The 24,487-nt window shown below is 46.3% G+C and carries 19 protein-coding genes; 5 read left to right on the top strand and 14 right to left on the bottom strand.

What is annotated here, in order from left to right; all coding sequences use genetic code 11:
- Nucleotides 1-216: 216 nt before the first annotated feature.
- The 3 genes from NC994_RS04380 to NC994_RS04370 all read right to left on the bottom strand — a co-directional run bounded on the left by NC994_RS04380 (nt 217) and on the right by NC994_RS04370 (nt 3,525).
- Nucleotides 217-1,674 (bottom strand): adenylate/guanylate cyclase domain-containing protein, encoded by a 1,458-nt coding sequence (locus NC994_RS04380; RefSeq protein WP_190434523.1) that lies wholly within the window; start codon nt 1,672-1,674, stop codon nt 217-219.
- A gap of 186 nt (nt 1,675-1,860) precedes the next feature.
- The gene (locus NC994_RS04375; protein WP_242030406.1) at nt 1,861-2,829 is read right to left on the bottom strand and encodes a molybdopterin-dependent oxidoreductase; all 969 of its coding nucleotides are present in this window, start codon (nt 2,827-2,829) and stop codon (nt 1,861-1,863) included.
- Nucleotides 2,830-2,940: 111 nt separating this feature from the next.
- Nucleotides 2,941-3,525 (bottom strand): thioredoxin family protein, encoded by a 585-nt coding sequence (locus tag NC994_RS04370; protein ID WP_190434519.1) that lies wholly within the window; start codon nt 3,523-3,525, stop codon nt 2,941-2,943.
- 157 nt (nt 3,526-3,682) lie between these two features.
- Here NC994_RS04370 and NC994_RS04365 point away from each other — a divergent pair, with 157 nt between their 5' ends.
- Together NC994_RS04365 and NC994_RS04360 are read left to right on the top strand one after the other, a co-directional pair.
- Nucleotides 3,683-4,189 carry a hypothetical protein gene (locus NC994_RS04365; protein WP_190434516.1) on the top strand — a complete coding sequence of 169 codons (507 nt, stop codon included), beginning with the start codon at nt 3,683-3,685 and terminating at the stop codon, nt 4,187-4,189.
- A 588-nt stretch (nt 4,190-4,777) separates the two neighbouring features.
- A complete protein-coding gene (locus NC994_RS04360) occupies nt 4,778-5,518 on the top strand; it encodes a class I SAM-dependent methyltransferase (RefSeq protein ID WP_190429338.1) in 741 nt (246 codons plus the stop codon).
- A 93-nt stretch (nt 5,519-5,611) separates the two neighbouring features.
- On the opposite strand, the gene NC994_RS04355 is transcribed toward NC994_RS04360, so the two are convergent.
- The 6 genes from NC994_RS04355 to NC994_RS04330 form a co-directional block, all read right to left on the bottom strand.
- Nucleotides 5,612-6,931: an alkaline phosphatase PhoX gene (locus tag NC994_RS04355; protein ID WP_190429334.1), complete on the bottom strand. Its 1,320-nt coding sequence runs from the start codon at nt 6,929-6,931 to the stop codon at nt 5,612-5,614.
- Nucleotides 6,932-7,143: 212 nt separating this feature from the next.
- Nucleotides 7,144-8,010, bottom strand: coding sequence for an NAD(P)-binding domain-containing protein (locus NC994_RS04350; protein ID WP_190434514.1), 867 nt, complete (start codon nt 8,008-8,010; stop codon nt 7,144-7,146).
- A gap of 118 nt (nt 8,011-8,128) precedes the next feature.
- Complete coding sequence (locus NC994_RS04345) at nt 8,129-8,794, bottom strand: class I SAM-dependent methyltransferase (protein ID WP_190434511.1); 666 nt, start codon at nt 8,792-8,794, stop codon at nt 8,129-8,131.
- Between the two features lie 189 nt (nt 8,795-8,983).
- Complete coding sequence (locus NC994_RS04340) at nt 8,984-10,714, bottom strand: M48 family metallopeptidase (RefSeq protein WP_190434509.1); 1,731 nt, start codon at nt 10,712-10,714, stop codon at nt 8,984-8,986.
- A 283-nt stretch (nt 10,715-10,997) separates the two neighbouring features.
- Nucleotides 10,998-11,846: an AAR2 pre-mRNA splicing protein gene (locus NC994_RS04335; protein WP_190434505.1), complete on the bottom strand. Its 849-nt coding sequence runs from the start codon at nt 11,844-11,846 to the stop codon at nt 10,998-11,000.
- Nucleotides 11,846-14,464 carry a DUF4157 domain-containing protein gene (locus tag NC994_RS04330; RefSeq protein ID WP_242030405.1) on the bottom strand — a complete coding sequence of 873 codons (2,619 nt, stop codon included), beginning with the start codon at nt 14,462-14,464 and terminating at the stop codon, nt 11,846-11,848. Before NC994_RS04330 ends, NC994_RS04335 begins: the two co-directional genes overlap by 1 nt.
- Nucleotides 14,465-15,140: 676 nt before the next feature.
- Here NC994_RS04330 and NC994_RS04325 point away from each other — a divergent pair.
- Nucleotides 15,141-17,147, top strand: a complete 2,007-nt coding sequence (locus NC994_RS04325; RefSeq protein WP_190434502.1) for an AAA family ATPase — start codon at nt 15,141-15,143, stop codon at nt 17,145-17,147.
- Between the two features lie 102 nt (nt 17,148-17,249).
- On the opposite strand, the gene ruvA is transcribed toward NC994_RS04325, so the two are convergent.
- The 3 genes from ruvA to NC994_RS04310 form a co-directional block, all read right to left on the bottom strand.
- Nucleotides 17,250-17,873: a Holliday junction branch migration protein RuvA gene (gene ruvA, locus NC994_RS04320; protein ID WP_190434499.1), complete on the bottom strand. Its 624-nt coding sequence runs from the start codon at nt 17,871-17,873 to the stop codon at nt 17,250-17,252.
- 28 nt (nt 17,874-17,901) lie between these two features.
- A complete protein-coding gene (locus NC994_RS04315; protein ID WP_190415900.1) occupies nt 17,902-18,651 on the bottom strand; it encodes a sucrose-phosphate phosphatase in 750 nt (249 codons plus the stop codon).
- Between the two features lie 190 nt (nt 18,652-18,841).
- Nucleotides 18,842-19,021: a chlorophyll a/b-binding protein gene (locus tag NC994_RS04310; RefSeq protein ID WP_190415851.1), complete on the bottom strand. Its 180-nt coding sequence runs from the start codon at nt 19,019-19,021 to the stop codon at nt 18,842-18,844.
- A gap of 303 nt (nt 19,022-19,324) precedes the next feature.
- Here NC994_RS04310 and NC994_RS04305 point away from each other — a divergent pair, with 303 nt between their 5' ends.
- Nucleotides 19,325-20,569, top strand: a complete 1,245-nt coding sequence (locus NC994_RS04305; protein ID WP_190434497.1) for an MFS transporter — start codon at nt 19,325-19,327, stop codon at nt 20,567-20,569.
- A gap of 44 nt (nt 20,570-20,613) precedes the next feature.
- Here NC994_RS04305 and NC994_RS04300 read toward each other — a convergent pair whose 3' ends face one another.
- Together NC994_RS04300 and hisIE are read right to left on the bottom strand one after the other, a co-directional pair.
- The gene (locus NC994_RS04300; protein ID WP_190434494.1) at nt 20,614-21,696 is read right to left on the bottom strand and encodes a hypothetical protein; all 1,083 of its coding nucleotides are present in this window, start codon (nt 21,694-21,696) and stop codon (nt 20,614-20,616) included.
- Nucleotides 21,697-21,973: 277 nt separating this feature from the next.
- Nucleotides 21,974-22,624, bottom strand: a complete 651-nt coding sequence (hisIE, locus tag NC994_RS04295; RefSeq protein ID WP_190415845.1) for a bifunctional phosphoribosyl-AMP cyclohydrolase/phosphoribosyl-ATP diphosphatase HisIE — start codon at nt 22,622-22,624, stop codon at nt 21,974-21,976.
- A gap of 486 nt (nt 22,625-23,110) precedes the next feature.
- On the opposite strand from hisIE, the gene hemL reads away from it, so the two are divergent.
- The gene (hemL, locus tag NC994_RS04290) at nt 23,111-24,409 is read left to right on the top strand and encodes a glutamate-1-semialdehyde 2,1-aminomutase (protein WP_190415898.1); all 1,299 of its coding nucleotides are present in this window, start codon (nt 23,111-23,113) and stop codon (nt 24,407-24,409) included.
- Nucleotides 24,410-24,487 lie beyond the last annotated feature (78 nt).

Here is a 24,487-nt window from a genome sequence, read left to right as displayed (position 1 = left end):
AGGCATCAATCACTTTTTGGCGTAGGTCAAGCGAGTAGGCTTTCATGATCGGCGATTGTCTGGCAGGCTGGGCTACTCCCTTACTGTATGCCATCCAACTGAGAACCGCTATATAACAGTCTTCTTTAATTTGGGAAAAACGAACCGCAGAGGACGCAGAGAGCGCAGAGGAAGAGAAGAGAGGAGCTTATCGAGGAAATAGACTCGGTAAATAACCTACACTGCATCAAGTTCGTAAATCGCTACTAGCTCTTCCTTACCTTTCACCCGAACAAACTTATCGACTAAGCGCAGGGGGAAAGTGTCGGGGTGGCGCAGCGCTTCGACGATTGGCTTGGTGACGAGGATGGTGCTGTCGTAGTTTTTGGTGAGGCTTTCGACACGAGCGGCTACGTTTACGGCATCCCCAACAACTGTAGACTCGATACGGGAGCTAAATCCAACGGTACCCATGACGACCTCGCCTCGATGAATGCCAATACCGATATCGATGGTTGGCAAACCTTGGTGCGATCGCTCTTCATTCAAGATTTTAAGTCGCTGTCGCATTGCTAACGCTGCGTGCAGAGCGTTGTCCGTCGCTTCATCATCGAAGAGCGCCATAATCGCGTCGCCGATATACTTGTCTATGAAACCGCCGGACTTGTCAATCACTTGTCCCATGCAGGCGAGGTAGTCATTCAAAAATGAAAAGGTTTCTAAGGGCGTCATTTGTTCTGACATTGCCGTGTAGCCCCGAATATCGGCAAATAGGATCGTAATCGTGCGCGTCGAGGCAAAGCCGACTTGGATGTTCTCGATGCCGTCGGGTGCAATCACCAGAAGAAATTTCTCTGGTACGAATCGATGAAAAGACTCGATAGTTTTCTGTAGTCGGCTAAACAAACCTTGTAGCGCCGCCGACATATCATTGAACGCGATCGCTAAAGCGCCGATTTCATCTTTGCGGTAAATTTCAGCCCGATGGTGTAAATCGCCTGCGGCAATTTTGGCAGCACTCACTTGCAATCGCCGCACGGGACTGCTGAGTTCTGTTGCCAACAGGTAGGAACCGAAAAGACCCAAGGAGAGGGCAAAAACACCCACAAACAGCGCTTTTTCGACAGCGATCGCGACCGCTTGATTGACCTGCCGCAGTGACATCCCAATCCGCAACGTCCCAATTTTTTGCCCCGAAGAGTTGCGAATCGCGGCGGCAACTTCGATGGCAGTTTCACCTTGGCGTGCCCGCACTTTGCGGTTGAAAGTAATGTCGCGCAGGAGAAATGTCTCGACAACACGGGTATCGTCATATACTGCCAGCGCTGAGTCCGTTACCCACACAGGCACAATATCGGGAACATACTGTTCCTGAAGTTCGCTTTCGCTGGCGGCAACGATTTGATTAGACAGGCGCACATCGGAGATCAGAATGTAAACGAAATCTGGGTTGCGCTTCAGTAGCAGATTGAAACCGAGCCGAATCTGACCCCAATTTTGGTCTTCAAGTTCGTTTGTCCAGGTATTGGATAAAGCGATCGCTAGCTGCTGGACTTCACGCCGCTTCTGTTCCCGGTAGAGTTGTCTCTCATTTTTCGCCCACAGCCATACCACAGAACCAACAATCGCCACAATCAAGAGTGTCGTGGCGGTCATAATTCGTGTATGAATTGAACGGAACGCGGCAACTTTCATCAGGGTTAATTGGTAATGGTTACTTGGTAATTTCTAAAAAGTTTGAAATTTTAAATTTTTAGTTTTGAACGAAAAAATCTTCTTGAAACACAAAACTCTCAAAAGTTAAAACTTTTGAATAAAATAATTTTCTTGGAACTCAAAACTCAAAACTCAAAACTCAAAACTCAGATTAACCATTCGCCATTATTTACTAACCTCCAGTTGTTCCACAAAAGTGAGCCAGCGCTGATTCTCGGATCTCGCTTGACAATTGCTGGGGAAAGCCAGCGTTATCGGACCACCCATTTTGGCAGGAATCGGATTGCGTTCGTTACCCCAGTGCGTGGCAAACAAAATATCGCAGTCTCGCACCTCGTTAGCTGCCAAACGAATTGGATTCAGGGCATTGCGAGAGACGGGCGCTTTTCCCCGAATGATAACCATACCGTTTTCTGGCAGGGTATCACCGGCAGCCGCAAGAACGTCCCGCACGCGCACGCCCGTGAGCTTGACTTTACCAATCGGCCATCCAATCGGGTAGCCAACAGCTTCTTCAATGGTGACTTGTGGCAGTTGGCTGATGGTTCTGGCATCAAGCGGGGTTTCGCCAACGCGCAGTTGCACTGGCTCGGTACCGACGATTAGGTTGGTCACGTAAAATGCCCAAAAACGGTCGGGATACTTTTGCTCAAGCTGCGGGTACTCGGTGTAAGGAAATACCAGAGAAAGCGGGCCGCCTTCGCTGCGGGAAATGGGCATTCCATCGCGCTCTAAAGCAATGATAATCGGGTACGCACGCAAGTCTGCAATGCTGACGGTGGCACGGTAGGAATCGAAAGCGACAAGCGTTACTTCCTTACTATTAGTGATGCCGAACTTGTCGAGCAGTTTAGAGATAGCAACACCCCGAAAGTCAAAAATCCGATCGGGGTTGTTGCTGGTATTATGGGGCGATCGCGTCCGTATATGGGTGGTTGCGATCGCGTCTAGTTCTTGCATAGTCAACCGCACGGATTTTCCCGCCGCCGTTTTCCCCTGAATTTCTAGATTCCACTGTTGCCGCTGTCGATTGTTCGTATGAGCAGCAACCATTGCGGCGTTTTTTTGCATCGCCTCATTTCTCCACGCCTCCATCTCGGCATTCGTTGGTTTCTGATTTTGACATCCGCTCATGAAGACAAGCAGGAAGAGGCAGCTGGAAAGAGGGAGCCGGGAAGATTTCATGTCATCTTTATAACCTTCAAGCTTGATTCTGCACCCTTCCACAAGTCCCTGTTGCTGCGATTAATGAGGAAAATATGTCGGTTCATTCCCCGGCTTCCACTTGATGTTGCAGCCGATGCTAGGCTTCTGGTCTGAGGGGATTGATTGACCGGCTAACACTGCATCTATTGCGGCTCGTAAATCTTTGCCGTTGACGGGTCGATCGTTACCGGGGCGACTGTCATCTAATTGACCGCGATAAACCAAACTTTGGTTGGCATCAAAGAGGAAAAAGTCTGGGGTACAAGCAGCGGTATAAGCTTTAGCAGTTTCTTGAGTTTCGTCGTAGCACAAAGGAAAGGTGAATCCCAGCTCATTCGCCATTGCTTTGAGTGAGTTAGGGGCATCATCTGGATAGTTGCTGGCATCGTTGGCGCTAATTGCCACAATTCCAATCTCTTCTCCGACGTAATCCTTGCCAAGCTGCACCAGTTCTCCCTGGATGTGTTTCACAAAAGGGCAATGCTTGCAGATGAACATGACCAGCAATGCCTGCTTATCGGCAAAGGTGGCAAGGGAAACGGTTTGACCAGATACCACATCCGGCAATTGGAAATCTGGGGCTGTAGTGCCCAGCGCCAACATGGTTGAGGCGGTTCGCACCATTGTATGCACTCCTTAGGTTTTGGTAGACTGCGCTCCCACTTATATTGCTCTACCACTGAAAAAAAAACCAGAGTAAGTAGCGATCGCCTCCCGTTATAGTACAATTGTACTGATTGCGTCCGCATCCAAGTCGTTAGGTAGCCATCCAGCCATCGACATGACAAAACTGCAAGCCAGCCTCAAAGTAGTCCAGATGAAACGTGGCGAAGACCGCCAACCCGTAAAAGGTGATGCCAAACACAAGCGCGTTCCATCGCCAGCGATCGCCAATACTGAAAGACGACCTCGAAAGACAGGCGATTCCAGAAGGTTAATTCCGTCACTACGGGTGAAAACCTATCAGGAACTGCTACAGGAACATCTGAATGAAAAGTTAAAACACCTAGAGGCGCAAGCAACCCAAGTCAATCGGCTTTCAGCGGAGCTAGAGGCAGCAATACAGGAACTCAAGGCAATCTCAGCTCAAGTTAATACAGACTTGAAATCCCTTCGGGGTAAAGCTGACATTTGCGAGTATAAAGCAACCAGTCTCCCCTACGTCGGGCAAAAGCTTGATGGATCGTTAGTGCTGACGGCTCGATCCATCGATCTCTACAAAGCCGAACGGGAAGCTTCGTCGCTGGCACAGAAGCTGCGGCGACGAACCGGAAAAAAAACCCGCTGAGAGCTTTAATCGTCTAAAGCAAATATAAGCCCCAGGCTCCCATCCTGGGGCTTATCTCAACGGCTATTGCATTTGCGATCGCTGATATTTCCCAAACCAGTTAAGAGCGATCGCGTGAGTTTATCGCGATCGCTCTTAACTGAAATTTAGGAAATCGTATTGCGGTTACTACAAATTCTTAGGCTTAGCGCTATTATTTGAATAATCGAAATATATCCTAAATAAATATTTAAGGATGGTTCTTCCTTATCAAAATTTATAATATTATAAGAACTTGAGTAAAGTCTAGATTTCAAGATAAAAAGTTTCTCTTTATCTTGAAGAAATAACTTTGTTTCCATTCCACTAATAAACATTTAGGGAAAAATCAACAAAGGTGTAGGTAAAGGAGTCATTATTTTATAATTAGAACTCCTAAAAAAATGCTAATTTTATTGTTAATCAGACCTTTTACGTGAAAAAAATAAACTAGAGTAAAGAAAGAAACTTTTATTCTTTTTTTCTGGCCTTATACCGAAAATAGTCAAAATTTATTAGTGAGTGACGCTGGTGAAAGAAAGTAACTCAAAAGACACGCCGTTGCACGCAATGAATCCACTGAGCCGATTTTCCAACCGCGCAGAGGATTACGCCAAGTATCGACCGAACTATCCAGACGCCGCTATTGATATTATCCTGAAGGGATTAGGAAATCCTTCACAACTGGTCGCCGCAGATATTGGTGCAGGGACGGGAATTTCCTCGCGTTTGTTAGCTCAACGGGGAGTGAATGCGATCGCTATCGAGCCAAACGCCGCAATGAGAGACGCCGCATCACCGCATTCCTTGGTAGAGTTTCGTGACGGAACAGCAGAAGCCACGAATTTACCCAACGCATCTGTTGATTTAGTGACTTGCTTCCAATCTTTCCATTGGTTTAATCCCGAACCAACATTGCTAGAATTTCGCCGCCTTCTCAGGCCAAGCGGACGACTAGCGGTAGTATGGAACGACCGCGATCAAAACGATGAATTCACAGCAAATTACAGCCGCTTAGTTGAGATTGCATCAAACAATCATCCAGCAGAGAAGCGGATGGTTTCAGTCGCTCCTCTACTAAGCAGCCCCCATTTTCCAGATGTCCGGTGCCATACTTTTGAGTACCAGCAGCAGCTAGATTTAGAGGGACTAATTGGCAGGGTAAATAGTGTATCTTACATCCCCAAAGAAGGTGAGGCGTACCAGCAACTTGTGACAGATTTGCAAGAACTGTATGCAAGCGCTTGCAATGAGCGCGGCTATGTATATTTAACCTATACCACGAATGTTTACCTTGCAGATAATGGGTAATCAGAAAGAGTAACTGTAAAGATGCGAAATTCCCTATCTTTGCAAGAATCACCCATTATCCATTACCCATTACCTATTACCTATTACCCCTTATTATCCTTTCGCCCAAGGTCCCCAAATAGCAAAAGTAATGCCAGGAGTTTGGATATTCACGAACATGGTCTGACCATCGGGCGAAAAACAAGCACCAGCGAACTCATTATCATTGATAGCATTCCGAGCAAATTGGTAGAGTTCGCCCTTTTGAGTGACGCCGACTACAAATTGCTCGTCGTCACCATCTTCACAGATGATCAAATCGCCAAAAGGAGCCACAACAATGTTATCAGGACTATCTAATACATTTACATCATTTGGTTCAACAAAAAGTTCAAGAGTGCCGCCTTCTTGTGCTGTTTTCCCAGGAACGTAGCGCCAAACTTGACCGAGTCCGGCAGCGCCACCATCTGTGCAACAAAAGTAAAATTCACCGTTGCCGTACCAGATGCCTTCCCCGCGTGTAAATTGGGCTGCACCCTTACTAAAGCCTTCGACGCGGACAGTATCTGTATCCGGGTCGGGATTGTCGATGCGAACCCATTCAACTTGCATTGGTTGACGCACCGGGAAGTTAGTTTTAGTAATTGCTTGGGGCATTCCTTTAATTTTCAGAGCTTCCAAAACACCGCCTTCTACAAGTTTGCCCGGTTGATTTGGAATGAAGCGATAGAAGAGACCATTGCCTCTATCTTCAGTTTCATAAACAATTCCAGTTTTTGGATCGATTGCAACCGCTTCGTGGTTAAAACGCCCCATTGCTTTCAAAGGCACGGGAGTCACAGTTGTTTTTGCATTCGCCGGAACTTCAAAGTTATAACCGTGACGTTGGTTGACATTTCCCGTAATATTAACTGGATCGTTTGTAGCGGGAGTTGATGTATTTTCTTCAGAGCTAATCCACGAACCCCAAGGAGTCGTGCCACCTGCACAGTTGCGGTAGGTTCCTGCTAGGGAAGCAAAATGACTTTGTATTTGGCGATTCGCCCCTACAATTAGAGTTGTTGTGCCACCTTTACAGAGATTATCGTATTTGAGTCCGACAACTTGCGTGGTAGAATTCGGGCTTAATTCGTGATTGCGAATTAAGATAGTTGTGTTATTAGGACCGGGAAAAGCACCCATCCCATCGTGACCACCCGGTACTGGATTGCCATCGTTCATCATGTCTCCAGTCCGAGAGATAGCGCGATATTGAAATCCGCGTGGTAAATCCAATAAACCATTGGGATCTGGAATCAGCGGGCCATAACCTCCCCCACTCACTAATTGACCCCTGGCTGCTTTGGTATAGAGCGCTTCTAGAGGGGACATTAATACAGCACCCGCAGCACTCGCGCCTGCCAGGGTGAAGAATTGCCGCCGTGATAAAGACATGGTGTTCTCCGCGTTTATGCGTTGAACAGCTTAATTGGCGTTCATCAACCTTCGGCAAAGCTTTGATTAAGGCTTGGTTAATTTTTTATTCAGAAAATATTATTGCTTGCCTAGTTTATTCCGTTTTTACTAAAAAATTATGAACGTAGAAGTACGCTAAGAATCTTCGCGAACCTTTGCGCTTAGCTTAGCGTAGCTTTGCGTTAAAACACTCATTCATCTTCAGGATTAATTGCAGAAAATAGCGCCGAATAATCCTCATCCGCTAAACCCATGTCCTGTGCCATTTCTAAAATTTGGCGAATACCTTCCAAACTGCTGACATTCAAGCCATTTAACTTAGCTTCATTGAGAAATAAGTTAGTATCTTTGAGCAGATGTTTAGTTGGGAAATTGGGATTTTCATAATTCCTATCTAACATCCGCTGCAATTTCTTATCAAAAGTGGGAGCAAAAAGGGCGCTTTGCCGTAAGATTTGCATAAACAGCTCAACGTCGGCACCTTGACGTTGAACAAAACCTAAACTAAGGGCAAAAGCACTGGTAAGGGAAGCGATTAATTGATTTAATGCTAATTTGACAGCAGCGGCAGCACCGACTGAACCAATATGTAGGGGTTCAGGGCTAAAATGTTTTAGAAAATCCGACCACTGTTGAAATTGCTCATCGGAAGCACCTACCATGACAATTAATTTACCGGCTTCTGCTTCCGAAATACTGCCCAACACGGGTGCTTCAATATACTCTGCACCCGCTGCAACAATTTGGGAAGCGATCGCTTTACTTTCTGTAGATGAGATCGTTCCCATTTGAATGACTGTACGCCCTTTTAACTCTGGTCGGGAAGCCTCCGACAACAGAACTTCATCAATTGCTGTAGCGTTTGTCAGCATCAAAATTACGCACTCAGACTCACGAATTGCCTCTTGTGGGGTATCAGCAATTTTAGCGCCAGCGTCCTGCAAAGGTGCTAATTTTGACTGAGTACGATTGTATGCAACTACTGGAATTTTAGCGTCTAACAGCCTTTTAGCCATCGGCTGTCCCATCAACCCAGTTCCTAAAAATCCTGCTTTCACGATTGCTTTGACCTCTCTAATTCTTGTTGCTGAAGAACCTCACGCCGTCTGCAACACTCCTCAGCGTAAAGAGGGTTGGGAATGAGGTTCAGGAAGGATAACGGCGATTCAAGCGGATTTAAGAGGGATCAACCCAGGCTCGTTCGGCTGTCCAATGGCGATCGCTCGATCGATAAACTGTAACACCCTCCAAACCAGCTTGTTGCAAGAAGTCCTGCACTTCATCCAAGGTAAACGCAGCGTGGAGAGAGTCGTGAAATAACATCTTTTGATGTTTGTTGTAATTTGTACCGATACTTTCCACCAAATTATTCATTATTTCCTCGCTAGGAGGACGAATTAAATCTCGGATGAGAATAGCACCCTGCGGCTTTACCACTCGTTTCACTTCTTGCAAGAATGGCAGTGGATTGGGTAGGTGGTGAAACAGGCTATTGGAAATTACCATATCAAATTTTCCGTCTTGATAAGGTAACTTCTTGGCATCAACAAATTCCAGAATGATTTGTTTTTGCAACCCAGCTTTTTCTACATTTTCTCTACCAAGTTGCAGCATTGATTCTGCCATATCGATGCCGAAAATTTGCCATTTAGGGCGTTGCTGTGCAATTAAGATAGGAATTCGAGCGGTTCCGGTTCCGGCATCTAGAACAGTTGCATTTGTTGCTCCTATCTCAATTGCCCGTTGAGCAAATGCCCCGTTGATTTCTGTAAAGTCCATCGAGTCATATTCAACAGCTTCTTCCAAACTGTCCATGACTTCGGGTTCTAATACTCTTTGCATGGCTTAATGGCTAAGTAGATGGATCTCGTATTTGTCGGATAGATCGAGCAGATGCGGAGGCGCGTTCATGCCGTAAGGCTTCAGCCTTCTAGGGATAGTACCCCATCAAAGCGTTGTCAATGTTGGGTTTCGTTCCTGAATCTAGCCTACATCTGATGTTTAGGTTGATCGTGTCTACCCGCTGAATTGCTAATTGCGATCGCGCTTTTGTTTCCGTTCTTTTTCCTTCTTCTTTGCCTCGGCTAGAATATTTTTCACTTTTGCCTTGATTTCGTTGTGTCGCGCTACTCCTTCATAGGCATAGCGGTTGTAGCCGTTAGTCTGAATTAAACTTTCTAAATAGCGAGTCCGCTCATCGGTGATCGGGTGCGTGGAAAGCCAACTGAAGATCGGGCGATCGCGATCTTGCTTGCTTAGCGTCACCATCAGATTCCGCATCCCATCCGCCGCATAGCCGGTAGCACTGAGAATACGAGTTCCGAGAATATCCGCCTGACGTTCCATGTCGCGGCTGTAGTCAAAAACAATCAGATTGGTGACGGTATTCCCAGCATAAGGAATAAATCCGGTCACGCTAGCCGTCAGATTTCCTTGCGTGACTAATTGAAACCCATGAGAGAGGACGGCATGAGATAATTCATGAGCTAATAAACCGGCTAATTCTGCCTCAGAATGAGTGCGAGCGATCGCCCCCGCATTGACAAAAACCTTGCCTCCTGGTAGCGCAAAAGCATTGAGATCGTCATCTAGAACCACAAAAAATTCATACTCAAAATCTTGGCGTCCCGCTACCGTTGCTAATTTATTTCCTATCTCCCGAACGTAATTCAACACCTCTTCATCTTCAACCAGTGGCAGTTCGCGTTTTGCTTGTTTTGCCACCGATTGACCAATCGCAGATTCTCCCCGCAGCATCAGTGCAGCGCTTTCAACGGCAGTCAGAGGGCCGAACAAACTGCCAGTGAAGGCATAGCTTAAAGCACCCGTAATTACATTAGCGATCGCATTCCCTCTCAACTCCGCGCGTAAATGCGATTGATAACGTTTTAGATTCTCTTCCGCTAGCGTTGCAAACTCCGTCGCCTCTGGATGATTCGGGTTAAGCAACGCAAATTGACGTGCTGACAGCGAAGCTTCCAACCATTTTTTATTTTGACCGTATGCTGCAATTTTTGCTTTGAGCAACATCGGTTCGGCGGGATAAAGAGTGCTTGCCCGTTCCAAAACTTGTAAAGATTTTTCTACCTGATTGTAATCTCGCAGCGCTTTTGCATACTCTACCTGACCGGGAATAAATTCAGGATACTGCTCTACTAAAAATTGCAGCGGCACAAAAATTTTGCTTTCCAGTTTTTGTTGTATACCCGCTTGAGCCTCGCGCCAATACACCCTCCCCGCAGGTGCTAACTTATCCGCGTCAGTAATGGCTTCTTTTCGCTCAGTTTTCTCGGTTGCATTCGCAAAAGGAGCTTTTGCTTCGCGGTAAAGCTTATCAGCGGCAGCAAATTGTCCCCCCAGATAAAGCTTGTCCGCTTCAATTAATTTCTCTTGTTGAGCAATTTCTTCTGGAGTCGGTTTCTCCTCCTCCTCCGCCTTATCTGCATCGGATTCTGGTTTGGTATCCGGCTTTTCAGTCGCTTCTGGACTGGGTTCGGTTTTGGTTTCCTCAGCAGAGGGTTTGACTTCAGGGGTGCTGGGTTCTTCTGCTTTCGGCGTCGTCGGAACTGGAGTGACGATTACCGCCGGAGGTGATTCCGGTGCTGTGCTGGTATCCTCTGGTTGAGGCGTTGGGGTTTCAGTTTTCTTGGGAACTGGAGTCACGATCACCGTAGGAGGCGATGTCGGTTCTGCTAGCACTGCTGCGGGGGAGGCGGACAATAGCACAAGCGTAAAAGCCAAGGAATTCCAGACAGGTTTCATGGCAGAAGAAAATGGAAACTCTAGTTTTCTATATTATGTTTAGAGTTTATCCGACCTATCTCGCTGGGACTACACGAACGCAGAGGCGGGATTGTGCCAATTTACGCAAACTTATTTTAGAGACGCGATCGCATTTCCTGTATTTGCGTTTTCGTTAGCGCGATCGCATCCTAAAGCAGTTCTGAGGAAATTTCGGTCATTGAGGCATAAAGTTCGTTTATCTAATTAATCTGCCGAGTTTGCGATCGCCTTGGTGCTGGCTATCTCTTGATAGAATGCCATGCTACCCATTCGTCCTCCGTTTTTCCAAATAAGCAGCAAATTCTCGACCTTTCGCCCCCAATTCCTCGATATCCGTATCCAGCATATCTTCAACCAGATAACTAGCATCGTGGTTAACAAAGCTATTTGGTTCAAACATACTATCGGGCAAGCATTCAAACTGTGCTATCAGGGTATCGATTACAGCCACAAAACAATTAGAATTTTGAGAGATTATTCTTTCACCTGCATTATAGATGGATAGAAGTAAGTGCTGCCAGCGGTTAAAAGCTTCTGCATCTCCATTATTTTCGGAATTAACCAGCCAGCGCACAAAAGAAAACTGAAGTTCCCCCAAAAACGCTTCCCGATCGCCTTTATGGGTATCAAATAGAGCTAGTTCAAAGCGAGATTTGTGATGGTGTTCCATCCAATCAGATAATTCTGGTATTGGCAGATTGACTGGTGGTTCGCTAACTATCTCTTGATGAAGTTGCGGAGGAAAATCGCTGGCATTAATATATCGGGTCAATTTCCTCCACTTTTCCCACTGTTCTTGGGGATAAGGAAAGAGTGCTGTTCCCATAGAACCGTTGATGGCTAATTGTTGATAGGTAGCGACAGATTCGGAATTGTCATCCACAAACTGTTGTAAAGTATAGTCAAAAACTTTAACAACTACCTCATCTGGATGCAGATAGCACCAAAATCCTGGATGTGTTGCCTCAGCCTGAACGCTTACATAATGAACTCCAGGCGGAACCAAAGAAAACCCCCGAAAACCTCCTTTAAGCGGATATTTAAATAAGTCAATCTGAGCAGACAACTTCGGCACATCGCGCAAGACAATTGCAGTGAAAACAATAGCCATTACATCCCCCACATCTGACGAGCTAGTTCGACCAAACCAGCAAATTTGTCTTCTGCTTGTTCAATATTTTGTTGCATTTCCGCCCCTACAGGATTACTGCTATCTACTTTTGGTCGTTGAATTTCATCAAGATTAGGTTGTTCCTCGACTTTATTCTTCTCGGCTGCTTTTTTCGCTTCCTGGTTATTTTGATAGGTTTTTTCAACATCTACCCCAAACTGAAGGATCAGATTGCGGAAACCGGATACGCTATCTGCCATTACTCCAGCAACCGGATTGAGCCTACTCTGTTGCGTTTCACTATTTGCGCCTTCATCCTTGAGCGCGATCGCGATGCTACCTACCTCTGACAAATCATTAAACCGTGCCACTTGAGACGAACCTACTAAAGGAGCAGCAGATTTGAGCATACGGTCTATATATTTACCAGCTTTATATGCAGCTTTCCAAATTTCTGCTTCACTGTACTCGTGCAATACCTTAAGCGTGTCTCCTACTTGTTCTCGGAAGGAGTGGAGATATTCTTCGTCAGATAATTGAAGTTCGACCTTATCAATTTTTTTATCTTTTTTAATGCTGTTGCCAATCTGCTGACCAATTACGGAGAAGTGAACTGCACCCTGAGTAAAATAGGCTTCATTGGCATAAACAATCGAGTGTGAGAGTGCTGTTTTAAGACGCACGGAGTATTGATCAATTTCTTTCTGAAGACCTATAGTATTTTTGCTTTTGCTAGAATTTTTAAGGTCTTGCAAATACAGACGAATTGCTGCAACTTCATCCAGTTGTTCCTGGTAAATTAGGTTAGCTGCTGCCATCTTCTTCGTATCAGCAGCTTGATGCTTGGAGAGATACTGTTTACCAGCTTCGAGATTCTTCCGCAGGGTGACATAAACCTCATCAGTGCTGGTGTTTATTTGGAGAATCTTCTCCTGAAGTAAACACTGATACTCGTTGTAGTAACCTTCAGCTTCTGCAAATCGTGTGCGGAGTTTTTGTTGCTTATGGTATGTTTCTACGTCCATCCTTTCTTGGTACTGAGCGCCTTCGTCGTATGGCTTTAAGGTATCTCCTACAATAGAGGTTTGGTATTTTTCCCATTCTCCTTGGGTCATGTGGATTCGCATCTTTAAGATCGACCACATATCTTGATCGGCAGCAAACTTAGTAAAGACATCACCTTTTAGCTCGACTTCCTGTTGCGGAATAATTTTTGCGGTGTTCTCGTTTTCTTTCTTCTCAAGCGTGAATGGCGTCTTTTCCATGAAGTCTTGAGCATAGACGTTGACATCAAAGACTGTGCCAGGTTCGTTAGGCCATTTGAGTTCTGTCTTGAACAGTTGATTGAACAGCGTGACGGCTGCGATTGAGCCTGCACCTTTGAGATTGACATCAATGTCTGAAGTTAGTGTTTGGCTGCCTGCGCTACCCCACTTCAGGCGATCTTCCGGTTCTAAGTTCTCGAATTCACCAGTTGCGAGTTCATTATCTCGTATATGTGTTAGAAGCTTGTCAGTCTCCGTCTGACGCAGTTTGATGAAACTCTCTCGCATTAGCTTTTTGAACCAAGGCTGCTTTCTCTCAATCTCTGCTTGCTCCTTGCCTTTCCATTTACCCTCTACCAAGTAATCTCTCACAAGAAACCAGTTTGAGTAGAAATCATTCTTTAATATTTGTTTGGCTTTTTCCTGACTAATAGTGTCAACGTCCTGCTCGCTATTTACCCTGTTCCAAAGGTCATCCGGCGTGCGCTGAATTAACCTACCTTGCACTGCTCCGGATAGCGTACCGCCACTCTGCTGTACCACATGAGTTAACTCGTGGGCAATTAACTCTTGTCCCTCCCGATTTCCAGGTTCGTAAGCTCCCTGACGAAAGAAGATATCTTGTCCTGTGGTAAAAGCTTTCGCCTGAATTGATTGGTTGAGCTGGTCAGATTGAGAATCGGTGTGGACTTTAACGCTACTAAAATCAGCTCCAAACGCCCCTTCCATCGGTACACGGATGCTATCTGCCAGTGGCTGTCCGCTACCCCGCGCCCCTTGAATTGAGGCTTCCACATCTTGCGTAACCGTTCCTCCGCTGGCTTGCAGACGCTGCACCATTGGCTTCATCTGAAGTTCGTCTTCCTCAGGAGGCATCTCTTGCCGCTGGACTGGGTTACTCTGACCTGACGACTGAGGAGAGGGCGCATTTATCTGCTGCACTATCTGCGCTGCCATCTGGTCAGCTTCCTGCTCATATTTATCTCCTGGCTGCCCTATCGTAAGCTTCGTCTGAACCGACAGTTTTTCCTCGCCTTCGTCTTCCAGCTCTTGCTGGCGCTGGATAGCCTCCGCCCCGTCTGACATCTGGATATTGTCTTCAACAGTGGACTCAGACTCAGATTGTAGTGCTTCTGCTCGCTCCTGCATTGGCTCAGCCGAATTCAAACTTCTCATCAAAGGATGAACGTAGTCTGCTGGCAAGGGGGTGTAGCTGGGCATTTGCGACTCTGACTGATGCTCGTCAACAGGTTGTTTTGCCTGCACGGTCATTGGAGGTGGGGCAAAGCGAGAGGCTTTCGCCTGGGTTTGCGGAGTCCAAGAGGAAGATTTTTGCACTCTTTGGTAGGTCATATTGAGCCTCTCGTGCCAGCGTGGGAAATTTTTAAGCCTTTAGATCATATCTTTGCTTAAATCGTCAAGGACGCATGGGAATAAATTTTAATAAAATAGATACTCCTCTAGATAGATAAAATCTGTAAATTAGGCGATTTCGGGTAAAGGTGGAAAAATCAATGGATATAGCAGCCACTTCTAACTGGCACAAAGCCAACCCTCACTATGTGATGACCGCAGTGGCAGGGATACATCGAGCATTAGAGACCTAATAGTTACAGCTTCTTTCCATCTTTCCCGGAGAATTACTGAGAAGTATGAAAAAATAAAAATCGTAAATTTGCTGTTGTGCTTTGATAGCCAAGCTGGTTCTAAAAGCCTTTTTCCCTTATCCCGAAACTTTAGCCAAACGACTAAAGTCGCGAATGTACAAACAAAGCCTGCCTACGCAGGCTGCTATGAAAAGGAGCGGAACCACACAAACAAAGCTTGCCTACGCGGGCTGTCATGAAAAGGGGCTTAGAATAACCGAATTTGCTACAAAATAAATTAATGATTTTTTAAGCTTAAATACTTAACTTTACGATTTGAATTTGCCACTAAATATATTCATCAATCCAGAGAAATTTGAAGGTGTTTAGTTCTAGAGGATAAATTCGTAATTTCCTCATGGCGGTTTGAAGTCAGAAAACTAATGAATATCACAACCACCGACCGCTGGTATAAAAGCAATTCCCACTATCTGATGACCGCAGTAGCGGGAGTGCATCGGAGATTAGAGCAGTACATCGATCGCCAGCAGAATCGAGCAGTTGAAGCAGTTGCGGACGAGCAATTGAATTTAGATGCGATCGCTGCCTCTATGTCAGCCCCTCCAGCATTAGAGCAACTCTGCACTACCTTCAACCTGTCCCCCTTCGAGCGTAATATTCTGCTGTTGTGCGTCGGTATGGCAATTTTTCCAAATTTCTCAGCCCTGTGCGCTAACGCTCAAGGAAATCGGGAAATGGCTTATCCGACCTTTGGTTTAGCTTTGGAAGTGTTTCCCCAAAGTCATTGGAGTGCTTTTACCCCCCAAGCACCTCTGCGTCACTGGCAATTACTGCAAGTTGGTACAGGTCAAGTCATTACCTTCTGTTCTTTGCAGATTGATGAGAGCGTGCTGCACTATCTCTTTGGCGAACCGTATCAGGACGATCGCCTGATGAGTCTAATTCAGCCCTTGCCTGTAGAAGCGTATTGCCATACACCCCTACAACCGTCCCACCAGCAGTTAGCAGACAGGCTAGCAGCTATCTTGTCTGAAGCGGGAAATTCTTCTACTTTCTCTATCCCGCAACTGTGTGGTTTAGACGTAGGCGACAAATGGGCAATCGCTGTCGCTGCCTGCGCCCTCATGGGGCATCCCTTAAAACTCATATCCGCCCATCGCTTACCAACCGATCCGGACGACCTGATTCATCTGTTCCGACGCTGGGAACGCGAAGTCGCTTTGACAGGTAGTGTTCTGTTGCTGGATTGCGATCGCTTCAATGCAGGTGATTCAGTCCGAGAAACCGCAATTTTGCAGCTCATTCAAGGCACCACGACCCCACTAATGATTACTACAGAAGAACGGCTGCATTCACCACAACGCCCCCTAATTGCCTTCGACGTTCCCAAACTTACCCGCAGCGAACAACTTGCTATCTGGAAAACTAATCTAGGCTCAGTCGCTGCTGAACTAAACGGACACGTAGAGGAGCTAGTCTCTCAATTCAATCTCAGCAGTCCCGCCATTCAATCTGCCTGCGAACAATTAAAAATTAAAAGTGAAAAATTAGAAATTGAAGTAGATTCTCCAATTCAAAATCAGTTATGGGATTTCTGTCGCGTCCAAGCACGTCCACGCCTAGATGATTTAGCTCAACGCATTGATTCAAATTCTACTTGGGACGACTTGGTGCTGCCAGAAGCACAACGCCAGATTCTGCGCGATATCTCCGCTCATCTTCGGCAACGCGCTAAAGTTTACGAAGTCTGGGGATTTGCTGGTAAGAGCAATCGGGGTTTAGGTATCAGCGCCTTATTTGCAGGGGGTTCCGGTACAGGTAAAACAATGGCAGCAGATGTACTGGCCAAGGAATTGCGGTTAGACCTGTATCGCATCGACTTGAGTGCAGTCGTTAGCAAATATATTGGAGAAACCGAAAAGAACTTGCGGCGGATATTTGATACTGCTGAAGCAGGCGGTGCTATTTTGCTATTCGATGAAGCTGACGCCTTATTTGGGAAACGCACTGAGGTGAAAGATAGCCACGACCGCCACGCTAATGTCGAAGTTAGCTATTTGCTACAGCGCATGGAAGCTTATCAGGGTTTAGCGATTTTGACGACTAACTTGAAAGGTTCGTTAGACCAAGCTTTCCTACGCCGCATCCGATTTATTGTGCAGTTTCCCTTCCCCGATGCCAGCCAACGGGCGGAAATTTGGCAGCGTATCTTCCCCAAAAAGACCCCGACTGAAGGGCTAGATATGAGCAAGCTGGCAAAGCTGAATGTAGCGGGAGGAAATATCCGCAATATTTCCTTGAATGCCGCTTTTCTAGCAGCCAATGCCGGAGAGCCGGTGATGATGAAACATATTCTACAAGCGACCAAAAGTGAATATGTCAAGTTAGAGCGATCGCTCACTGATGTAGAAATTAAAGGTTGGCTCTGATCTGTTTAAGTTGAAGTGCCGATTCCTTACAGATGGGAATTTCGATTGTGAATTTAGAAACCTGAGTTAAATCGGGACTCCAACGAGAGTGCTGGGAGGAGGTCAATGACTCAACCAAGCGATCGCACCTCGAATCCAATCTTCTGCATTCGTGCTTTTCGCTAACAGGGCATCTTGTCTGACGACAGCGATCGCCTGGGCAACTTCACTATTGCTATATCCCAAAGCCAGTAGTGTCATCTCCACATCTTCTAAAATCGCGGCAGAAGGACCAGTCGCGGTGCTAGTGACCCCTGCCGAGTGTCGCCATTCTGCAAGTTTAGTTTTCAGTTCCAGCGCCAGACGTTCGGCGGTTTTGCTACCGATGCCTGGAGTTTTTGCTAAGGTGCGGGTGTTGCCTGTAACGATTGCTTGAACTAAATCTGATAGCCCTAAGGTGTCTAAGAGGGCGATCGCACCTCTAGCACCAATCCCGCTGACGCTGACGAGGGCGCGAAATAAATCCCGCTCAGCGGCGGAGCCAAAGCCATACAGGAGGACTTGATCTTCCCGAACTTGTTGGTGTGTAAAAACTTGCACCATTTCTCCCGCCGCCGGTAGCTCAGCCTCCAGGCGCGGCGGGATATGCAGTTCGTACCCAATCTGATTAACTTCCAGAATCAGGATGACGCGATTGGCGGTGCTTTTCTGGATGCCAGCTACCGTCCCTTTGAGATAGCCGATCATGCAAAGATGTTGAGGATGTAGGATAAGTTCATTCTAAAAAGCCGAAATGCTTCAGACCTTCTAGAATACCTCCAGCGCAATCCGCTTTTGCTAAATAGCGATTAATCGAAGGATTGGCGTAATGCCACTTTAGGAGTTCTGGCTGGGCATTCCCGACAATGATTCCCCGTTCCTCACCGGACTGAAAGAAAGCTACATCGTTGCCAGAATCACCACAAACAACGGTTTGTTCGGGAGGCATCTGAAATTGCTGTCGCAGAAACGTGGTTGCAGTTCCTTTATTGCCACCGCGAGGTAGGATGTCCAAGTCTTTGCCACTGCTATAGACCAACTTGACATCTAGCTTGCGTTCTTCCAACAAATCTTCTAGCTGAGGGAGAACTTCAACGGCGGCTTCTTCGGCGAGGAAGTAGCTAACTTTAAAAGGGCGTTGTTCGGATGGCGGTTGGGGAACGAGGTCAGAAAAATGAGCGGTTGTGGCGACGATCAAATCGCGATCCCAGTTGTGAGAAAGTTGCTCTACCCAAGCTGGATCTGGTGTATCGCTGCCATCTCGGTAAATTTCCGTCCCGACAGAAAGAACGAGGACATCGGGTTCTAATAGCTCCTGTTCGGTCTTCAGTTCTTGGTAGAGGACGGGGGAACGACCTGTTACATAAACAATCTTTGTCCCGTATTGTTGCCGATGCTGGCTCAGGTGGCGCTTGAGTTCTTCTAGAGCCTCGTCATCGCCTACTAAGGTATTGTCTAAATCGGTCAAGAAGAGAAATGGCTTCACGTTGCTCATTGCTTGGGATTTGGCTACTGGATTATTTTCCTATATGAGAGTTCATTAGGGGGATAGAGAGCGATCGCTTCCCATCACTCCTTAGCGACAATTGAAGATAAAAAAAACCTGGGAGCGTTTTGATAACTCCCAGGCGGATTACTTGAGGTGACATGATGACGAGAATGGGAGGGAATTAATTCTAGATCAGACCCCAGAAGTGCAGGAAGCCTTGACCTGAGAAGATTTCAATCAGCGCAGCGGCTAAAAAGCCAATCATCGCTAGACGCCCGTTCCAAATTTCTGCTTGAGGAGTGAAGCCGTATCTCCAAGCGTTACGATCGTCCATGACGGGAGTGGTTACTTTCTGTGTCTCTTGCATGGTGGGAACTCCGGGTTTATCGCTACGTTTGTTAAGCAATGTTTAGCTTATGTAACTAAATGTAACGATAAGAAGCTAGGGTGGTCTCTATCTGAGGTTAGAGCTATGAGCGATCGCACCGAAAGCTTGAACCGAAAGCTTGAGAGGAATCGCGCGATCGCGTTTTTGCTTTCACTATCTTTCTTTATCACGTGAGAAAAACCGATTCTGCTCAATTCAAGCAATTCTGTATTGAAGTGGATACGCGACAAGTCCGTTTACCCGCAGAATTGCCTTCAGAAATCCCTCTAATTCCTCTCCCCCATGACATTTTTCCGCAAAGCCACGTCCTGGTTGCCTCAGCTAAATTCCCAAGTTTGGATTCTTGCCGCTGGTCGATTCTTATCCGGGATTGGCACTGGGTTTACTTTGTTTTACGCCCCGATTTTTTTTGTCAATCAAGTGGGACTCTCCGCCACGCAAGTCGGGATTGGCTTAGGCAGCGCCTCCATTTCTGGCGTAGTTGGGCGTATTTTGGGCGGTTCGTTTGCAGATTCGCCGTTTTGGGGACGCAGACGCACCCTGTTACTCTCAGCAGCGGTTTCGGCAGTTGCTTCCGTAGTCTTGGCGATTAGCAACAATTTTCACATTTTCGTGGTTGGTAATTTGCTGATGGGCATGGGCATCGGTTTATATTGGCCTGCCACAGAAGCCGTAGTAGCAGATTTGACAGAGGGAGAGCAGCGCAATGAAGCTTATGCCCTAACGCGACTGGCAGACAATTTGGGGATGGGGATCGGAATTGTATTGGGAGGTGTATTAATTGGCACCACGGGGGCTTATCGAGAGCTATTTGTGCTTGATGCGATTTCATTTGTGGTGTTCTTTGGGGTCGTCTATGCAGCGATCGCAGAAACTTACAAACCAGGAGAACGCCAACAACAAGCATTTAGCAGTTGGGCAACGGCACTGCGCGATCGCAGTCTGTTGATTTTTTGCTTAGTGAACATCATCTTCACCACCTATATCTCGCAAACCCAAAGTACAATGCCCCTGTACTTCAGCAATTTCTTGCGTATAGAAGAATCTGGAAAAGGATTTTCCCCCACAACCATTAGTGCTTTATTTACCTGGCACCTTGTCTTAGCCATTCTCTTACAGCTGCCAGTTGTCAGAATATTTAAACGTTTGAGCCATCCCTACGCCTTGTGCATTTCCGCCCTATTTTGGGGATTAGGATTTAGCTTAATTTGGTTTACAGGAGTAGCAGCATCAAGTCAGTTATTGTGGGCAATTTTAGCAATGGGAGTTTTTGCGATCGCCCTTGTCTCCTACACTCCCTCAGCATCTTCTCTGATTACAGTCTTAGCCCCCGAATCTCAACGTGGCGTATATTTTTCAATCAATTCTCTTTGTTGGGCAATCGGCTATTTCATTGGCCCTACAGTGGGTGGTTGGGCATTAGATCAACCGCCAGTGGTGGCGGATGGTTTGTGGCTAGGTTTCGCATTCAGCGTAGCCATCACCATTGCCATTTTGCAGTACCTGAATCGAATTTTGTCTCGCTAATAGAAAGCCGCCTTAGAATGCTATTTTTCATAAAACTTTAACCCTTATGTCAGCATAATCAAAATTATCAATAGGAGATTACTGATACTAAATGTAGTTGGGAAAAACCAGCGAGAATTGTTTTGAACCATGAATCCTTTTTTTTCTTTTCCTGTTGTACTCAGGTAATGTACCAGGATTACTATAAAGAGAGATAGGAACACAAAGACATAACACAAAAAAATGAATCCATCTATAAACGTTAAATATGCCACCCGTGGCAAGGCATCATTCACTGTAAAGCTAAATGCAATTACAGAAAGCATACTTGTAATGCTTATCGACACCTGTGTGCCAAATTCTTTTGGTTCAATCCAAAATACCATCCACGAAATGATTGTTAGTAGTAACAGTGGAATACCTACTTTCCAGATATAAAAGCCATAGTTTCGTTTAATATTAATTTCAAATATCAATCGAGAATAGTAAGTGTTTTCAGGCTCAAACTTTTTCTGTTCTACTCGTGTGGTTACTCCTTGAATGTCCCATTCTGCCAAGGAAACGTAGCTGTCTTTACTGAGTCCACTTAACGAATTCTGTGAAACTAATTTCACTTTGTTGATATCATATTTAAAAGATTCAAGTAGAATATTGACTTTTTGAGAATCGAATGGGAATCTTTTTAAATCTAACCCAGAGGACAAATTTATTTTAAAAGTTTCTTGATAATGAACGGTGCCATTTGTTTCTACACGAACATCATTGTTAGTTTGTTCGCGAAATTCTTTAGAGTTAATAATTTCTAGACCGGGTTGCCAGATATCTTCAATATTATAATATTTTGTGTTTTCTTCATCCTTTTTTGGTTTAAATGCCAAGCGTGGATCTTTCCAAGTAGCAAATAGGTAGCCAACTATCTCAGAACTTTCATTTGCTTGATCGATATTAGCGAAGTTAGTAATATAAATACCAATTGAGACTTCAGTCGGCTTTTTTTGATTAGGCGGTGTTTTTAGTAACTCAGGTGCAGTTTCCAGATTATTTGAGGAATCCTGCGCTTTAACCTGGGGAGAATGTACAAGTAGCAAAAGATAGGTGAAGGCTAAGAAACTTGTGAATCGTTTAATCCGGTTACACTTTTTATTCATCAATCGCCACTTGTGGTAGTTTTGCGGGAATATCTCATTTTTGCAGAAAACTACACTTCTACAATTCAACTAAAGTCGAAGCGAACCGAAGGTCGTCCTTTGAGGACATCGCCCTTGTTTACCGCACATTCTTTATGCTCGTGAAATAATCTATTTTGACAGTACCTATTGCAGTAAACAAGCAAAACGCTTTGAGATAGATTTGCTTGTTGCTAGTTCTGTGAACAATCGTTGTTTTTGCGCCAACAATGGCTAGGCTAGATCGGTCGCCAATCAATTATCGACGGCGTTCCTGCAACTTGCGATAAACATCTCTAACATCAACATGATGGTGAGCTAAAGCAACCAGGGTGTGATAGAACAAATCAGCAACCTCACCCGCGATCGCGTCCTTGTCGTCATCCTTGCAAGCCATCACCACTTCAGCAGATTCTTCGCCAACTTTTTTCAAAATCTTGTTATCTCCACCGGCAAATAGCTTGCTGGTGTAAGAACTTTCGCTAGGATTATCTCGGCGATCGCAAATCGTCGCAAACAAATCCGACAAGGTATCTGCGGGAGGCGGCGCTTTTTCCCCATCTACTTGATGAAAACAGCTGCGTTCTCCGGTGTGACAGGCAATTTCTCCCACCTGTTCCACAGTAACCAGCAGCGCATCGCTATCGCAGTCATAACGGAGACTTCGCACATTTTGTAAATGCCCCGAAGTCGCCCCTTTATGCCACAACTCCCCACGAGAACGGCTCCAATACCAAGCTTGTCCCGTTTCCAGCGTTTTCTGTAACGACTCCCGATTCATCCAAGCCATCATCAAGACCGTACCATCCAGATAATCTTGCGCGATCGCTGGCACCAGTCCCTGCTCGTTGTAGCGGATTCGATCGACAGGGATGGATTGGCTTAAAGCAGAGGGTTCAGCAGCTGGCATTTTCAGTACAAATGACTCACTTGTACAAGATATCACTCCTTACCACCAACTGCTCAGCACCCGTTCTAGATGCCTCAGATATTCTTCCGGGTTGTTCGCTAAAGTGAATAAGAGGTTGCAAGAAGCAGTTCCAGGCATTTGCCAAAGATGCTATTTAAGCTGGCTAACCAGGCTGGCTGATTGACTTCTGACAGCGTAAATGAGAACCTTGTGAGCCTTGAAGTCCTCTGTCTACCATCGAAGCTACCATTGAACCGTCGAACTGAATCGCTGAATCGAACTACCAAGTTGAATGCTACCCGATCGGAACTCCTAGGCTGCCTTCCAGAAACAAGAGCAAACACTCACAGGTAAATTCTGATTCGTTTGGTAGGACATGATTGGCATTACCCTCAGTAGGATAATTGAACAGCGTAATCTCTGCGATCGCAGCTTCCGCCTATCTTGAGGCAGAGATTTTATCATCAAAACGAGGAGATAACATTGATTACTTCTACAAATTTGAAAACCACCAAGTCAGAAGAAATATTCGCCGCTGCTCAACATTTGATGCCAGGAGGTGTCAGTTCACCAGTCCGGGCGTTTAAATCGGTGGGAGGACAACCTATCGTCTTTGACCACGTCAAAGGTGCCTATATCTGGGATGTCGATGGCAACCAATATATCGACTACGTTGGCACCTGGGGACCCGCGATTTGCGGTCATGCCCATCCAGAAGTGATTAGTGCCTTGCACGAAGCCCTGGAAAAAGGCACCAGCTTTGGTGCCCCCTCCGTGTTGGAAAATGTGCTGGCAGAGATGGTGATTGACGCCGTACCCAGCATTGAAATGGTGCGCTTTGTCAACTCCGGAACCGAGGCGTGCATGGCAGTTCTGCGCCTGATGCGAGCTTTCACCGGACGCGACAAGTTAATTAAATTTGAAGGCTGCTATCACGGTCACGCTGATATGTTCCTGGTGAAAGCTGGTTCCGGCGTCGCTACCCTCGGCTTGCCGGATTCTCCAGGCGTTCCCAAGACGACAACCAGCAACACGCTCACTGCCCCCTACAATGACCTGGAAGCCGTCAAAGCTTTATTTGACGCAAACCCCGATCAGATTGCTGGGGTGATTCTAGAGCCAGTGGTGGGCAATGCTGGCTTTATTACGCCGGACGCGGGTTTCCTGGAAGGTTTGCGAATGATTACGCAAGAAAATGGCGCGTTACTCGTATTTGACGAAGTCATGACCGGCTTCCGGATTGCCTACGGTGGGGCACAGGAGAGATTTGGGATTACCCCTGACTTGACAACGCTGGGTAAAGTAATCGGCGGTGGCTTGCCGGTGGGTGCTTACGGTGGACGCCGCGATATTATGTCGATGATTGCTCCAGCCGGGCCAGTGTATCAAGCCGGGACGCTTTCGGGGAATCCTCTGGCGATGACTGCCGGAATCAAAACGCTGGAATTGCTGCGAAAACCAGGCAGCTACGAGCAGTTAGACAAGATGACAAAGAAGCTCAGTGATGGCTTGCTGCAAATTGCTAAGGAAACAGGTCATGCGGCTTGCGGCGGTAGCATCAGCGCGATGTTTGGCTTGTTCTTCACTCAAGGGCCAGTCCATAACTACGAAGATGCTAAAAAGTCTGACTCGAACAAGTTTAGCCGCTTCCATCGCGGAATGTTAGAGCGGGGTGTGTATCTGGCACCTTCTCAGTTTGAGGCTGGATTTACTTCTCTGGCGCACACAGATGAAGATATTGACCGCACTTTGGCAGCAGCGAGAGAAGTAATGTCTGGGCTGTAAGTTAGTCTCGCTACGCTTTCATCCCGCCAGGAACTTAAGTTCCTGGCTAATCGCTCAAGCCCGTTTTAACGGACTGGG

The organism is Trichocoleus sp. AS-A1, assembly GCF_039962015.1.
Classification (GTDB): domain Bacteria; phylum Cyanobacteriota; class Cyanobacteriia; order Cyanobacteriales; family FACHB-T130; genus FACHB-T130.
The sequence above is the reverse complement of the archived record's forward strand: the minus strand, read 5'-3'. Positions and strand labels throughout refer to the sequence as shown.